The organism is Ruegeria sp. AM4 (genome assembly GCF_056540665.1).
Genome location: NZ_JBQFXD010000009.1, coordinates 169,952 through 183,013, shown reverse-complemented (window position 1 = coordinate 183,013; position 13,062 = coordinate 169,952). Strand labels below are relative to the sequence as shown.

At 58.8% G+C, this 13,062-nt stretch carries 12 protein-coding genes; 5 read left to right on the top strand and 7 right to left on the bottom strand.

Features of this window, described 5'->3' with window-relative positions; translation table 11 throughout:
• Positions 1 to 332: 332 nt before the first annotated feature.
• From katG to ACR0JA_RS16900, 3 genes are all read right to left on the bottom strand, one after another.
• Positions 333 to 2,534, bottom strand: a complete 2,202-nt coding sequence (gene katG, locus ACR0JA_RS16910) for a catalase/peroxidase HPI (RefSeq protein WP_480577420.1) — start codon at positions 2,532 to 2,534, stop codon at positions 333 to 335.
• A gap of 305 nt (positions 2,535 to 2,839) precedes the next feature.
• Positions 2,840 to 3,823, bottom strand: a complete 984-nt coding sequence (locus ACR0JA_RS16905; RefSeq protein ID WP_480577417.1) for a glycosyltransferase — start codon at positions 3,821 to 3,823, stop codon at positions 2,840 to 2,842.
• Positions 3,823 to 4,683 (bottom strand): SDR family oxidoreductase, encoded by an 861-nt coding sequence (locus tag ACR0JA_RS16900; protein WP_480577414.1) that lies wholly within the window; start codon positions 4,681 to 4,683, stop codon positions 3,823 to 3,825. The genes ACR0JA_RS16905 and ACR0JA_RS16900 overlap by 1 nt, the downstream gene beginning before the upstream one ends.
• Positions 4,684 to 4,769: 86 nt before the next feature.
• On the opposite strand from ACR0JA_RS16900, the gene ACR0JA_RS16895 reads away from it, so the two are divergent.
• Positions 4,770 to 5,402 carry a class I SAM-dependent DNA methyltransferase gene (locus tag ACR0JA_RS16895; protein ID WP_480577444.1) on the top strand — a complete coding sequence of 211 codons (633 nt, stop codon included), beginning with the start codon at positions 4,770 to 4,772 and terminating at the stop codon, positions 5,400 to 5,402.
• Positions 5,403 to 5,421: 19 nt separating this feature from the next.
• Here the strand turns inward: ACR0JA_RS16895 and ACR0JA_RS16890 are convergent, their stop codons facing one another.
• Positions 5,422 to 6,396 carry a sterol desaturase family protein gene (locus ACR0JA_RS16890; RefSeq protein ID WP_480577442.1) on the bottom strand — a complete coding sequence of 325 codons (975 nt, stop codon included), beginning with the start codon at positions 6,394 to 6,396 and terminating at the stop codon, positions 5,422 to 5,424.
• A 46-nt stretch (positions 6,397 to 6,442) separates the two neighbouring features.
• Positions 6,443 to 7,198: a class II aldolase and adducin N-terminal domain-containing protein gene (locus ACR0JA_RS16885; protein WP_480577411.1), complete on the bottom strand. Its 756-nt coding sequence runs from the start codon at positions 7,196 to 7,198 to the stop codon at positions 6,443 to 6,445.
• Positions 7,199 to 7,316: 118 nt separating this feature from the next.
• On the opposite strand from ACR0JA_RS16885, the gene ACR0JA_RS16880 reads away from it, so the two are divergent.
• Complete coding sequence (locus ACR0JA_RS16880; RefSeq protein ID WP_480577408.1) at positions 7,317 to 8,192, top strand: LysR substrate-binding domain-containing protein; 876 nt, start codon at positions 7,317 to 7,319, stop codon at positions 8,190 to 8,192.
• A 16-nt stretch (positions 8,193 to 8,208) separates the two neighbouring features.
• Here ACR0JA_RS16880 and ACR0JA_RS16875 read toward each other — a convergent pair whose 3' ends face one another.
• Complete coding sequence (locus tag ACR0JA_RS16875) at positions 8,209 to 8,637, bottom strand: VOC family protein (protein WP_480577405.1); 429 nt, start codon at positions 8,635 to 8,637, stop codon at positions 8,209 to 8,211.
• 157 nt (positions 8,638 to 8,794) lie between these two features.
• On the opposite strand from ACR0JA_RS16875, the gene ade reads away from it, so the two are divergent.
• From ade to ACR0JA_RS16860, 3 genes are all read left to right on the top strand, one after another.
• Entirely contained in the window at positions 8,795 to 10,597 is a 1,803-nt protein-coding gene (ade, locus tag ACR0JA_RS16870; protein WP_480577402.1) for an adenine deaminase, read from the top strand.
• Positions 10,594 to 12,054, top strand: coding sequence for an AMP nucleosidase (locus ACR0JA_RS16865; protein ID WP_480577399.1), 1,461 nt, complete (start codon positions 10,594 to 10,596; stop codon positions 12,052 to 12,054). The genes ade and ACR0JA_RS16865 overlap by 4 nt, the downstream gene beginning before the upstream one ends.
• Positions 12,055 to 12,184: 130 nt before the next feature.
• A complete protein-coding gene (locus ACR0JA_RS16860) occupies positions 12,185 to 12,472 on the top strand; it encodes an HU family DNA-binding protein (protein WP_170716872.1) in 288 nt (95 codons plus the stop codon).
• Positions 12,473 to 12,658: 186 nt separating this feature from the next.
• Here ACR0JA_RS16860 and ACR0JA_RS16855 read toward each other — a convergent pair whose 3' ends face one another.
• Positions 12,659 to 13,045: a winged helix-turn-helix transcriptional regulator gene (locus tag ACR0JA_RS16855; RefSeq protein WP_480577396.1), complete on the bottom strand. Its 387-nt coding sequence runs from the start codon at positions 13,043 to 13,045 to the stop codon at positions 12,659 to 12,661.
• Between the last annotated feature and the right edge of the window lie 17 nt (positions 13,046 to 13,062).

Below are 13,062 nucleotides of genomic sequence, written 5' to 3'. Positions count from 1 at the left end.
CTAAACCCTAACCTCAGATGCCCACCGTCTCTCCGATGCGTCTCCACCGCTACCGCAGCGTCCCAACCGCCTCACCAGCGCCGGTGAAGGGGTATTTACGGATTAGGTCTGAGACCTGCAACCCCCAATTTGAAAAAACTTCACATTTCCCACCAGTTTCTTCGCCACCTTAATAAAAACAACAAGTTACCTTTAGAATACGGGCGTTTTCCCGCCGTCTGAAACGCTCAGACCAGGGCGAACAGGTGGAATCGCGTTCGGCCCGACAGACTCACCTATAGAAAACGCCGCCGAGGCTTCCCAAGGCGGCGTCCTGTAGGTGTTCGGCGCGATTAAACCAGGTCGAACCGATCTGCGTTCATCACCTTGTTCCAGGCCGAGACAAAATCGCAGACGAATTTGCCTTCGGCATCGGACTGGGCATAGACCTCGGCCAGCGCCCGCAATTGCGAGTTCGAACCAAAGACCAGATCAACGCGCGTACCGGTCCATTTGACCTCGCCGCTAGAGCGGTCGCGGCCTTCATACACGCCTTTGCCAGCAGGCTTCCATTCGGTACGCATGTCCAGCAAGTTGGTGAAGAAGTCGTTGCTGAGCGTACCGGCGCGATCGGTGAGGACACCGTGCTTGGTATCACCGAAGTTTGCACCCAAGACACGCAACCCGCCGACAAGCACCGTCATTTCCGGTGCCGACAGCGTCAGCAATTGCGCCTTGTCGACGAGCAGCTCTTCGGGCGAGACGGTGAATTCGGACTTCTGGTAGTTGCGGAACCCGTCGGCTGCAGGTTCTAGCATGCCGAATGAATCCACATCCGTCTGATCCTGCGTTGCGTCGGTGCGGCCCGGCGCGAACGGGACCTCAACATCCTGTCCACCGGCCTTGGCGGCCTGTTCGATACCGACGGCGCCGGCCAGTACGATCACGTCAGCCAGTGACACTTTCTTGTTGCCCGACTGGGCCTCGTTGAACGCTTTCTGAATGCCTTCCAATGCATCAAGCGCCTTGGCCAGCTTCATCGGTTCGTTCACGTCCCAGTCTTTCTGCGGTGCCAGGCGGATGCGGGCCCCGTTGGCACCACCGCGCTTGTCCGACCCGCGGAAGGTTGAGGCAGAGGCCCAAGCGGTCGAGACCAGTTCGGACACCGACAGGCCGGATGCCGCGATCTTGGTTTTCAGATCGGCCACATCGGCCTCGTCGACCAGATCGTGATCCACAGCGGGGACATTGTCCTGCCACAGAAGTTCTTCGGTCGGGGCTTCCTCGCCAATATAGTTCGCGCGCGGCCCCATATCGCGATGGGTCAGCTTGAACCATGCGCGGGCGAAGGCGTCGGCGAACTCGTCCGGGTTCTCGTGGAAGCGTTTTGAGATCGGGCCATAGATCGGGTCCATGCGCATCGCCATATCGGCAGTGGTCATCATGGTCTTGACCTTTTTGGACGGATCATGCGCTGCCGGCGCCATGTCTTCTTCCTTGACGTTCACCGGCTCCCAGATCCACGCGCCCGAGGGGCTTTTGGTCAGGTTCCAGTCATAGCCGAACAGCAGGTCGAAATAGCCATTGTCCCATTTGATGGGATTTGCTGTCCAGGCGCCTTCGATGCCACTGGTCGTGGTGTCGTCACCCTTGCCCGAGCCGTATTTGTTGATCCAGCCAAAGCCCATATCCTCGATCGGGGCCGCCTCGGGTTCGGGGCCGACCAGATCGGGATCTCCGGCACCATGTGCCTTGCCAAAGGTATGGCCACCCGCGACCAGAGCCACGGTTTCCTCGTCATTCATTGCCATCCGGCCAAAAGTGTCGCGGATATCACGGCCTGACGCCAGAACATTGGGCTCACCATCCGGGCCTTCGGGGTTCACGTAGATCAGGCCCATCTGCACGGCGGCGAGCGGATTTTCCAGATCGCGTTCGCCTGAATACCGGCTGTGCGGATTGTCCGTGGGGGCCAGCCAGTCGGTCTCGGATCCCCAATAGATGTCTTCCTCGGGGGCCCAGATATCCGCGCGACCACCGACAAAGCCAAAGGTCTTGCCGCCCATGGATTCGATGGCGCAGTTGCCCGCAAGGATCATCAGGTCAGCCCAGGAAATCTGGTTGCCGTATTTCTGCTTGATCGGCCACAGCAGGCGGCGCGCCTTGTCGAGGTTGCCGTTATCGGGCCAACTGTTGAGCGGTGCAAAACGCTGGTTGCCGGTCGAAGCACCGCCACGGCCGTCCGCCGTCCGATAGGTTCCGGCGCTGTGCCACGCCATGCGGATGAAGAAACCACCATAATGGCCATAGTCCGCAGGCCACCAGTCCTGCGAATCCGTCATCAGCGCATAGAGGTCCTCTTTCAGCGCTTTATAGTCCAGCTTCTTGAACGCTTCCGCATAGTTGAAATCTTCGCCCAATGGATTCGAAGCGGGCGCATTCTGATGCAGGATGGAAAGGTTCAGCTGATTGGGCCACCAATCCCGGTTCGACCGGGTTCCGGCGCCATGCATTACCGGGCAACCGCCCGTGTTTGGATTATCACTTCCGTCCATGTCTTTCTCCATTCCTGGCTACTGTTCTTGAGCGTCGCGCGGTCAAATACGAGAAGAGTAACGGGGCCGAATGACATCCCGGCAAAGGTAAACCCACACGCCAGGCGCGTTTGGGCTTAAGGGGCGTTGCGGGCTTGCCGGAAAATGCATCAGCGACTCGTTCTTCCTGTCTGTCCTGACGATAGCAAGATAAAGCCATGCAAATAAGTTTTGTTTTTGGATAATATTAATAGGTTTTAATTATCGCATTGACCGCAATCCTAGACGCGCTGTTTGCGACTTGTCGCAATTGACCGAGGTTGCCGTCAGTGTCCGCTGACTTTGCGGTAGAGCGCTGATTTATACCCAAACGGAATGCCCAGAACGCCCACAAGCCAACCGGCTGTCCGGGCAATCTGGATGTAGCGGCGATCCGGCTGAAACGGCATCAGAATGATGGCTACCAGCAAAGCGAGGATTCGGAACGGAACGCTCAGAAACCCCAACGCGGCGCTGACCGGGCGATTCTCAAGCTTGCGGCGCATGTGGGTGTTTGCCTGGTCTCGCCCGCGTGCCGCCTGATACCAAAAGCTCAGCCTAGAGGCCGGCACTGTCTCATAGACAAAGGCGTCGGGCACCCAGCCGACAGGCAATCCTTTGGCAACAGTTTCGGCGTATAATTTTGCGTCCGTACCGCCGGTCATACGCATGGTTTCGTCGAACCAGATCCCGACCTCGCTGAACAAGCGCGTTTCGGCCAGCCAGTTATTGGTGACAATAGTGACGCCGCCGGTGTCGCTCAGGCTGGAACGTCGGGCGGCGGCCTTTTCCTTTTCCAGATAGCGATTGCTGATATTGCGCAGCATCAGGCGCTGCGCCGCAGTCTCGTCTCCGGCCGGTTCTGCCGCCCGCAGCGGTGCCCCCAACAATACCGCCGAACTGGCCCGGTATCCGGCAACCAGACGATCCAGCCAGTCCTGCGCGACAACTTCGTCATCGTCAACAAAACACAACAGATCCGATCCACTGGCGATGGCCTCGCGCGCGGCACGGTTGCGCCCGAACGGGATGCCCAATTCGGGCTCGAGCACATAATCGACCGGGGTCGCTTCAGGAAAAGTCTCGGCCATCTTGCGCACCACCGTCTCGCTGTGGGGACTGGTGTCATTCTCAACCACCAGAAACCGGACCGCACATCCGGCGGGGACAATCAGCGCGGCCCAACTGCGCAGCAATGCCTTCAGCATGTCCGGACGCTGCCGGGTCAACGTCGAAACCGTAATGGTCAAATGCTCGGACCGATCCGTCATCAGATCGCGCCCGTCGCGTTGTCGCGCATCAAAGCCTCAAGGCCCACGCGATAATTCGGGTAGATCAGGGAAACACCCAATTCGGATTTGATCCGCTCATTCCGGACCCGCTTGTTTTCGTTGTAAAAACTGCGCGCCATCGGGGTCAGGTCGGCCTCATCGAACGGTACGGCAGGCGGCATCGGCAGGCCCTGAAGCTGGGCGGCATATCCGATCACGTCCTGAGGCGGCACGGGCTCATCATCGCAGACATTGTAGATCGCGCCGGGGTTCGGCTGTGTCATCGAAGCTGCCAGTACCTGCGCGATATCCTCGACGTGGATGCGGGAAAACACCTGCCCCGGCTTGATGATCCGCCGCAGACCGCCGCGTTTCAGCTTGGAAAACGGCCCGCGCCCGGGGCCGTATATGCCGGCCAGGCGAAAGATGTGCAGAGGCAGGCCCGGGATCTCGGACCATTGGTTTTCAGCTCGCACCCGCCAATGCCCGCGTTTGGCGGTTGGCGCAGGTGGTGTTGTCTCGTCGACCCAATCGCCTTGGTGATCGCCATAGACCGCTGTTGTTGACAGATAGCCAACCCAATCAAACTGTCCGGCCCGCGCCGCGATCTGATCGCGCAATTCGGACAGAACCGGATCTCCGTCTTCGGTCGGCGCTGTCGAGATCAGCAGGTGGGTCACCCCCTCCAGATCCGGTGCCTGCCCCGGCCAGATCAACGGTTCCGCCCCCGAGGCGCGAATACCCTCAAGATGGCCTGTGTCGCGCGAAGTTCCGATCATCCGCCAGCCCTGCGGTGCAAGGCGGCGTGACAGTGCTCTGGCCGAATAGCCGTGGCCGAAGGTAAAAAGAGTGCCGGTCATGCCCCCTTGATGCGGGGACGCGCGCCGGGATGCAAGCGCAGAAGGTGACACTTGATTCGAATCCGCCGATGCGCGTTCAATGGGTCATGACCAGCAAACCCACCGACCTGCACACCGCATATTCGCTGACCTCGCCGGAAGAGAACAAACAGCTCTATGCCGAGTGGGCAGGGGACTATGACGCCAGTTTTGCCGCGCGCGAAGATTATCAATTGCACATCCACGCGGCGCGCGCTTTTGTCAGCGCAGGCGGCCAAGGCCCGGTGCTGGATGTGGGGGCCGGAACCGGGCTGTGCGGAGCGGTTTTGGCTGGACTTGGTGTCGGCCCGATAGATGCTACCGATATCAGCGCCGAGATGCTGGACCAGGCGATGCGAAAGGATGTCTATCGTGACGCGATCGAGGCGGATCTGAATCAAGGTATCCCGGTTCCGCGCGACAGTTATTCCGGCGTCGTGTCATCGGGAACGTTCACCCATGGTCACCTTGGCCCTGATGTTTTGCCTGCGCTTCTGCTTGTCGCACGTCATGGGGCGCAATTCGCATTATCGATAAACGCCAAGCATTATGAAAACCTCGGATTTGCCGATGCGCTGCGGGATTTGGAACGGGGCCGGATTCAGCATCTGACCCTATCCGAAGTCCGCATCTATGGCGATCTTGCCGCTGGCCCGAACAAAGATGACGCCGCGCTGATCGCGCTGTTCGAAAAGGCGTAGGCCTCGCGGCGTTGTCTCCTCAGCCGAACATGCGTTTCTTTCGCGCCCGCGTCTCGGCGGTTGCCTCGGGCGAGCCATCGTGGAACGTGCCGAACCACCGGTCCCACGGCATCTCCTGATTGCCGTAGTTACATTCGTAATAGCGGTGGTGCAGCTGGTGATAGAAGGTCCCAAGCGCCAGTCGCTTTTTGTCCTTTACCAGCAACTCCTCATAGCCTGTGTGCGTCATCGCCGCACCCGGTCCCTGAAACACGATGTGGAAGTACAGGTGAATCGGGTGCGAGGGTACGATCCAGTGAATGCACAAGGTGCTGAGGTAAAAGAAATGCTCGACCGGGTGCATGGAAAAGCCAGACCATGGCCCGATATTGACGTTGCGGTGGTGCAGGCTGTGGACTTTCTTGTACAGAAACGGCTGATGCAAAAGGCGGTGTACCCAATAGAAGTGAAAGGCTGACCACATCGGCAAGAGGATCAGCCACAGGATGAACCAAACCGGGTTATCTGCGAACGTGATCACCGGCGCATAGCCATTGGCCATCAACCACATGGTCACGGCCTGAAAACCCGTCAGCTGCAGTACGCCCGAACCCAGCGACCAGAACATGTTATCCAGAACCTGATCACTGAAATTCCACAGCTTGTTGTTCCTGCCTTGATCGCGCCGCTCGAATTTCAGCTTTTTCCCCTGCGCCTTTCGCATGTAGAAAAACCAGTGCAGCCCGCCCGCAACGGCGAAGATCATGATGAAATTCACCAGCCAGATCTGAAAGATCCAACCAAACGCAAAATTCTTGGCGGTCTCGAGCGAGGGGTAGAAAAACGCCCACAGGAGAATGGCCAGCCCCACCATCAACACGCGTTCGCTCAGCGTAAGCCAGTTGCGAACAACCCAGCCCAGCAAAAAGCCTGGCCGCGGTGGCCATTGAAAGATCGAGGGGTTTTGCAGCGGCAAATCCGGGTGGTAGTTCCACTCACGGCTCATATCCTGCATCGGCGCGTGATCCGTCACAGCCAATTCTCCTGTCCTAACCGGTCTATCAGGTGGCGTAGTCCGAGCCTTCAGCATCAAGCAGCGCCCTGATCTCACGCAGATGCGATCCGGCCTGATCCGGATAGTCATCCAATTCCTGCGCGGTTTTCTCGGCGATCTCGTCCGACAGCACCCGCAGTTGCTGCCCGGTTTGCAATGCCCGGATATAGGTTTCCGCCGCACGCTCGAAGTAATAGAGCCTATTAAAGGCATCTGCCGGATCGCTTCCGATCACCAGCACGCCGTGATTGCCCATGATCATGACCTTCTTCTTCGGGTCCGACAGCATTGAGGCACAGCGCTCGCCCTCGCTTTCAAACGCAAGACCACCAAAGGCATCGTCGACGACATAGCGGTTGTAGAAGGTCGCGGTGTTCTGATCGATCGGAGGCAATGTGCTGTCCGCAAGCGAGGCCAGAACGGTTGCAAAGATCGAGTGCACATGCATGACACAGCGTGCATGCGGGCAATGACGGTGGATCGAACCATGCAGCCCCCAGGCTGTCGGATCCGGCGCACCGGGCTGTTCCATAACTTCTGGGTCGTTGGCGTCCAGCAGCAGCAGGTCCGAGGCGCGAATACGCGCAAAATGCATTTGGTTGGGGTTCATCAGGAACTGCGTCCCGTCTTCGTTCACCGCAAGGCTGAAATGGTTGGCCACGGCCTCGTGCATGTTCAATCGCACGGTCCAGCGAAACGCGGCAGCCATATCCACACGCTCGGGCCAATGATCGATATTGGGGCGAAGGCTTGCAACGGTCATTTTGGCTCTCCCTGGGGTTCGGCTGCGGGTTGCCAAAATCGTGCCCGCCACAGTCGCGTTTGACCAACGAAAAAAACCGAACTATCCCATAAGTTGAACTAATGCTGAGATTATGCATATGCGAAACAAGCTTCCTCCGCTGGGCTGGCTGCGCACGTTCGAGGCCGCGGCGCGGCACCTGTCGTTCACCGGTGCCGCGCGCGACCTGAACATGACGCAAAGTGCAGTCAGCCAGCAGATCAAATCGCTGGAAGCGTACCTGGGTCAGCCCTTGTTTCTGCGCCGACCCAAGGCGCTGGAACTGACCGAAGGCGGGATCACCTACCTACCTGTGGTGCGAGAGGCGTTTAGAACCCTGTTGCGCGGAACCCAAGCAGTCACAGGTGCGCAACAGAATGCGGTTCAGGTTCAGTGCAACATAACCTTCGCTGTCAATTGGCTGGCCCCGCGCCTGCCCGCGTTTCGCGCGTTGCATCCCGATGTTCACCTCAACATCTTCACCGAGCTGTGGGAGCCGCGCGAGATGGCGGACGGGGCCGCAGTTGAAATCCGCTATTCGCTGCGCCCGGCCGACACGGTGCGGACCGAGCTTTTGCTCACCGATCACTATTATCCGGTCTGCGCACCGGGATATGAGGTCACGCTGGAAAACCTGCAAAGACAGCCTTTGTTCGATTGCTCGAACCTGCTGTCCAATTGGGCAAGCTGGGCGGAAGATCAGGCTCTAAACTGGAAAAATCCGCCAATTACCTACGCCACGACCTACCTTGTCTGCCTGTCTGCCACAATGGCGGGCGGCGGATTGTGCCTGGCCCATGATGCCATTGCAGAAGATCTGATTGCGCAGGGTCGCTTGGTCAGTCCGTTCGAACATCGCGCACCAATGCCCGAGGCGTATTACCTGTTGCTGTCACCGCAGGCGGAAGAAACACCGGGTGCGTTGGCCTTCGCGGATTGGATCAGAGGTCAGTTCGCCAAATCCCAAACAACCTGATGCGACACAGACGACGTCACGCTGGGTCCGTTGGGCGGCTTGGAACCCAGGCATAGCCGTTTTCACACAGAATGTAGGCCTCGCGCAGGCCATGTGGCTTGTTGGTCGCCGGTTGCAAGATCGTGGCACCTGCGGCTTTGGCGCGGTCGACGGCTTCGTCCGGATCAGTCTCGTACAGCCTGATCTCGATCCCTGACCCGCGCGGAGGGGTTTCCGGCAACAGCCCCAACAAGGGATTGCTGTGATAGGTGCCATCCGCATGCAGCTGAAAAACCTGATCGCCATAGCGAACAATCGCAAAGTCTCGCGTCGGCTGGTGGGCCGTCATACCAAAGACCCGGTCCAGAAACGCGCATTGCGCCAGCACGTCGCGGACCAAAAGGTTCACCCCGATACCGCGAAGACTGCGGCCGAATCCCTCGGCATCAATTTCGTCATAGTTCATTCTTGCAGATTGGCCCGCGGACTTGCCATCTGGCAACCCAATCCCGGACCTGGTGTCTTGTCAGGGGCTTGATCCGTTTTCAAACCGCTCCATGACAGTTTCACGATACCGCGTCGGCAGGGGTTGCACCTTCCAACGCATTGAGGAAAGTTGGGTCATGGAATACACACCTTTTCCCAGCTGGCCCGATACCGCCCCCCGTCTGATTGCAGTCGCCGCCGGTCGTGAGGCCGCCGATCTGGTGATTCGTGGCGGCACATGGGTCAATGTTCACAGCCGCGAAACGCTGCCGGAACACGACATCGCCATCGCGGCCGGGCGCATCGCCTTTGTCGGATCCAGCGCCCAGCACTGCATCGGACCTGACACCCAGATTATCAAGGCACGGGGCCGATTTATGGTCCCCGGGCTGTGCGATGCGCATATGCATATCGAATCCGGCATGTTGACCCCGGCCGAATTCGCACGCGCGGTGATCCCGCATGGCACGACCTCGATGTTCACCGACCCGCACGAGATCGCCAACGTGCTGGGCTTGAACGGCGTACGCATGATGCATGACGAGGCGATGATGCAGCCGGTGAATATCTTCACTCAGATGCCGTCTTGCGCGCCCTCGGCACCCGGGCTGGAAACCACGGGCTATGAAATCACCCCCGAGGATGTGGCCGAGGCGATGAACTGGCCGGGGATCATCGGTCTTGGCGAGATGATGAATTTTCCCGGTGTCATCCATGGCGATCCAAAGATGCTGGCCGAAATTGCCGCCACCCAACGGGCCGAAAAAACCGTCGGCGGACACTATGCTTCGCCTGATTTAGGGCCTGATTTCGCTGCTTATGTTGCCGGTGGCCCTGCTGACGATCACGAAGGCACCTGCGAGGCCGACGCCATCGCACGGGTCCGCCAGGGGATGCGGTCTATGATGCGGCTGGGTTCGGCCTGGTATGATGTGGAAAGCCAGATCACGGCGGTGACCGAAAAGGGGCTGGACCCGCGCAGTTTCATCTTGTGTACGGATGATTGCCACTCGGGCACATTGGTCAATGACGGACATATGAACCGCGTGGTCCGGCACGCGATCGCCTGCGGATGTGACCCGCTGATCGCCTTGCAGATGGCGACCATCAACACCGCGACACATTTCGGGCTGGAGCGCGAGATCGGCTCGATCACCCCGGGGCGACGTGCGGACATCATCCTCAGTTCTGATCTGACCGATCTGCCCATCGAACAGGTCATCGCGCGCGGGCAGATTGTAGCGGAAAATGGGACCATAACGATGGATTGCCCCCACCTGAACTGGCCGGACACCGCCCGCAATACCGTGCATCTGGGGCACGCGCTGAGCGCGACCGATTTCGAGATCGCGGCGCCGCCGGGGGCCAATCGCGTTCAGGCCAATGTGATCGGCGTCGTGGAAAACCAAGCGCCGACCAAGGCCCTGAAAGCCGAGTTACCGATCATCGAGGGGCTCGTCGAAGGTGAAGGCGATGTCTGTCAGATTGCTCTGGTGGAACGGCACAAGGCGACGGGCGGGGTGACAAACGCCTTTGTCTCGGGCTTTGGCTATCAGGGCAAGATGGCGATGGCCTCAACCGTGGCCCATGACAGCCACCACATGATTGTGGTCGGAACCGACCGCGACCAGATGGCATTGGCCGCAAATCGGCTGGCCGAGGTGGGCGGCGGCATCACAATCTTTCGCGACGGCAAAGAACTAGCGCTGGTCGAATTGCCGATTGCCGGCCTCATGTCCGACAGCCCTGCGGCGCAGGTTGCCGCCAAGGCAGACAAGATGGTCGAGGCGATGCAAGCCTGCGGCTGTCAATTGAACAACGCGTATATGCAGCATTCCCTATTGGCTTTGGTCGTGATCCCGGAACTGCGGATTTCAGACCTTGGCCTTGTGGATGTGCGCACCTTTGAAAAGATCGATCTTCTGGAACCACTTGCATGACAACAATAAAAACGCCTGATACCCCCAAACCCGAGCAGTTTACCGACCCCAAGGCCGCCGTAGCCCGATTGGAAGAGCTTTATGAGCAAGCGACCCGGTTCCTGTGCGACAGCTTTACCGAAGCAATGCAGGACGGCACCCCCAAGGCGCGCTACCGGGCCTATTACCCGGAAATCCGCATCAAGACCTCGTCTTACGCGCAGGTGGACAGCCGTCTGAGCTTTGGCCATGTGTCCGAACCCGGTAGCCACGCAACCACGGTCACCCGGCCCGATCTGTTCCGGTCCTATCTGACGCAGCAGATCGCGCTGTTGATCCGAAACCATGACCAACCGGTGACCATCGGGGCGTCCGACACGCCCATCCCGGTTCATTTCGCAGTTGCGGGCAACCCGGACCTGCATGTGCCACAGCAGGGGGCCGCCGGTTTCACGCTGCGCGACGTCTTTGACGTTCCCGATCTCACGACCACAAACGATGACATCGTCAATGGCGTCGATGACGTGGACGAAGACGGTCCGCTTGCCCTGTTCACTGCCCAGCGCGTCGACTACTCGCTGGCGCGCCTGTCGCATTATACAGCGACCGATCCCAGCCATTTCCAGAACCACGTTCTGTTCACGAACTACCAATTTTATGTCTCCGAGTTCGAGAATTACGCCCGTGAACAGCTCGCCGATCCCGAAAGTGGCTACACCAGCTTTGTTTCGACCGGGAATGTCGAGATCTCGGACGCCGAAGCGCCCTTGGAACAACCGCTGAAGCTGCCGCAGATGCCGACTTATCACCTGAAACGCGCAGACGGGTCGGGGATTACGCTGGTCAATATCGGCGTTGGGCCGTCGAATGCAAAAACCGCCACGGATCACATCGCCGTGCTGCGCCCGCATGCTTGGCTGATGGTTGGCCATTGCGCCGGGCTGCGCAACACGCAGGCGCTGGGTGACTTCGTGCTGGCCCATGCCTATCTGCGCGAGGACAAGGTGCTGGATGATGACCTGCCGGTTTGGGTTCCCATCCCGCCTTTGGCCGAAGTGCAGGTGGCCCTAGAAAAAGCCGTGGCCGAGGTGACCGAACTGGACGGCTATGAACTGAAGCGGATCATGCGCACCGGCACCGTGGCCTCGGTCGACAACCGCAACTGGGAGTTGCGTGACCAGTCCGGGCCGGTCCAACGCCTCAGCCAGTCGCGCGCTATCGCACTGGACATGGAAAGCGCAACCATCGCGGCAAACGGCTATCGGTTCCGGGTTCCATATGGCACGCTGCTTTGTGTCTCGGACAAGCCCCTGCACGGTGAATTGAAGTTGCCAGGTATGGCCTCGGCCTTCTATACAACGCAGGTCAGCCGCCATCTGGCGATCGGAATTCGGGCAATGGAGCACCTGCGCGGCATGCCGCTGGAGCGTTTGCACAGCCGGAAATTGCGTTCATTCGACGAAACGGCCTTCCTCTGACGCAAAAAAGCAACGATTTCCCCATATTTTTAGGGTTTTCAGCGCTACTATTCGTTGTGTTCAGCCACAATATCCCGTTACAGTTACGCGGTGAGGCCCTATTTATCGGGCACGTTAAGGAGACCAAGAAATGGCAAAGCCTATGACAAAGACTCAGCTGGTTGCTGCTCTCGCTGAGGAAATGGGAACCGACAAGAAGGCCGCGAATGGCGCACTGGAGGCCATCACCGGCCTGATCACCCGCGAAGTATCCGCTGGTGGCGCGGTGACCCTGCCTGGCGTCGGCAAAATCTACTGCCGCGAACGCCCCGAGCGTATGGTGCGCAACCCCGCCACTGGTGAACAGTTCAAGAAAGAAGCTGACAAAGTGGTAAAAATGACCATCGCCAAAGCGCTGAAAGACAGCGTGAACGGCTGATTTCAGTCTTTTCTGTAAGCGATTGAGGGCCGCCTTTGGGGGGCCCTTTTCTTTTTGCTTTTCGCAGTCATGAACTCGTGTGGGGAACAACGCGAATAGCGCTTTGGCCCGCGCCAACGCCTGAGTTGACCAACCCCAGAACGACGCGACCGCATTCGCCCCGCGTCCTACCGCCATTCGCGCAAACTATTTTGGATAGTCCTTGGGGCTTGGCAATTTATCCGCGTTCTGCACTGCCCATCCATGCATCTCATAAAGCAGCGGGATCAAGCTTTGGCCGAACGAAGTAAGTGAGTATTCAACGTGCGGAGGAATGGTTTTGAAGTCCTTGCGCGCCACAAACCCGATCTCTTGCAGTTCAGTGAGTTGGCGCGTCAACGTGCGATGAGTGATCCGCCCGAGGTTGCGCTGAAGTTGATTGAACCGGCAATCTCCTTGCGCAAGCCAGTAGATGATCAACAGCTTCCAACGCCCTGAAATGGCTGAGATCAGCGCTTCGATTTGGCAGTGTTCCTCCAACTCACCTTGTTTCATAGCAGTATCCTCAATGACCGTACTTGCTGGTTTGATCATACAAAACTAACTAGCTT

Excerpts from the sequence above, each read along its gene's own strand:
- katG (WP_480577420.1), bottom strand. The coding sequence starts at position 2,534 with ATGGACGGAAGTGATAATCCAAACACGGGCGGTTGCCCGGTAATGCAT.
- ACR0JA_RS16895 (WP_480577444.1), top strand. The coding sequence starts at position 4,770 with ATGACCAGCAAACCCACCGACCTGCACACCGCATATTCGCTGACCTCG.
- ACR0JA_RS16890 (WP_480577442.1), bottom strand. The coding sequence starts at position 6,396 with ATGCAGGATATGAGCCGTGAGTGGAACTACCACCCGGATTTGCCGCTG.
- ACR0JA_RS16875 (WP_480577405.1), bottom strand. The coding sequence starts at position 8,637 with ATGAACTATGACGAAATTGATGCCGAGGGATTCGGCCGCAGTCTTCGC.
- ade (WP_480577402.1), top strand. The coding sequence starts at position 8,795 with ATGGAATACACACCTTTTCCCAGCTGGCCCGATACCGCCCCCCGTCTG.
- ACR0JA_RS16880 (WP_480577408.1), top strand. The coding sequence starts at position 7,317 with ATGCGAAACAAGCTTCCTCCGCTGGGCTGGCTGCGCACGTTCGAGGCC.
- ACR0JA_RS16885 (WP_480577411.1), bottom strand. The coding sequence starts at position 7,198 with ATGACCGTTGCAAGCCTTCGCCCCAATATCGATCATTGGCCCGAGCGT.
- ACR0JA_RS16855 (WP_480577396.1), bottom strand. The coding sequence starts at position 13,045 with ATGATCAAACCAGCAAGTACGGTCATTGAGGATACTGCTATGAAACAA.
- ACR0JA_RS16900 (WP_480577414.1), bottom strand. The coding sequence starts at position 4,683 with ATGACCGGCACTCTTTTTACCTTCGGCCACGGCTATTCGGCCAGAGCA.
- ACR0JA_RS16860 (WP_170716872.1), top strand. The coding sequence starts at position 12,185 with ATGGCAAAGCCTATGACAAAGACTCAGCTGGTTGCTGCTCTCGCTGAG.
- ACR0JA_RS16905 (WP_480577417.1), bottom strand. The coding sequence starts at position 3,823 with ATGACGGATCGGTCCGAGCATTTGACCATTACGGTTTCGACGTTGACC.
- ACR0JA_RS16865 (WP_480577399.1), top strand. The coding sequence starts at position 10,594 with ATGACAACAATAAAAACGCCTGATACCCCCAAACCCGAGCAGTTTACC.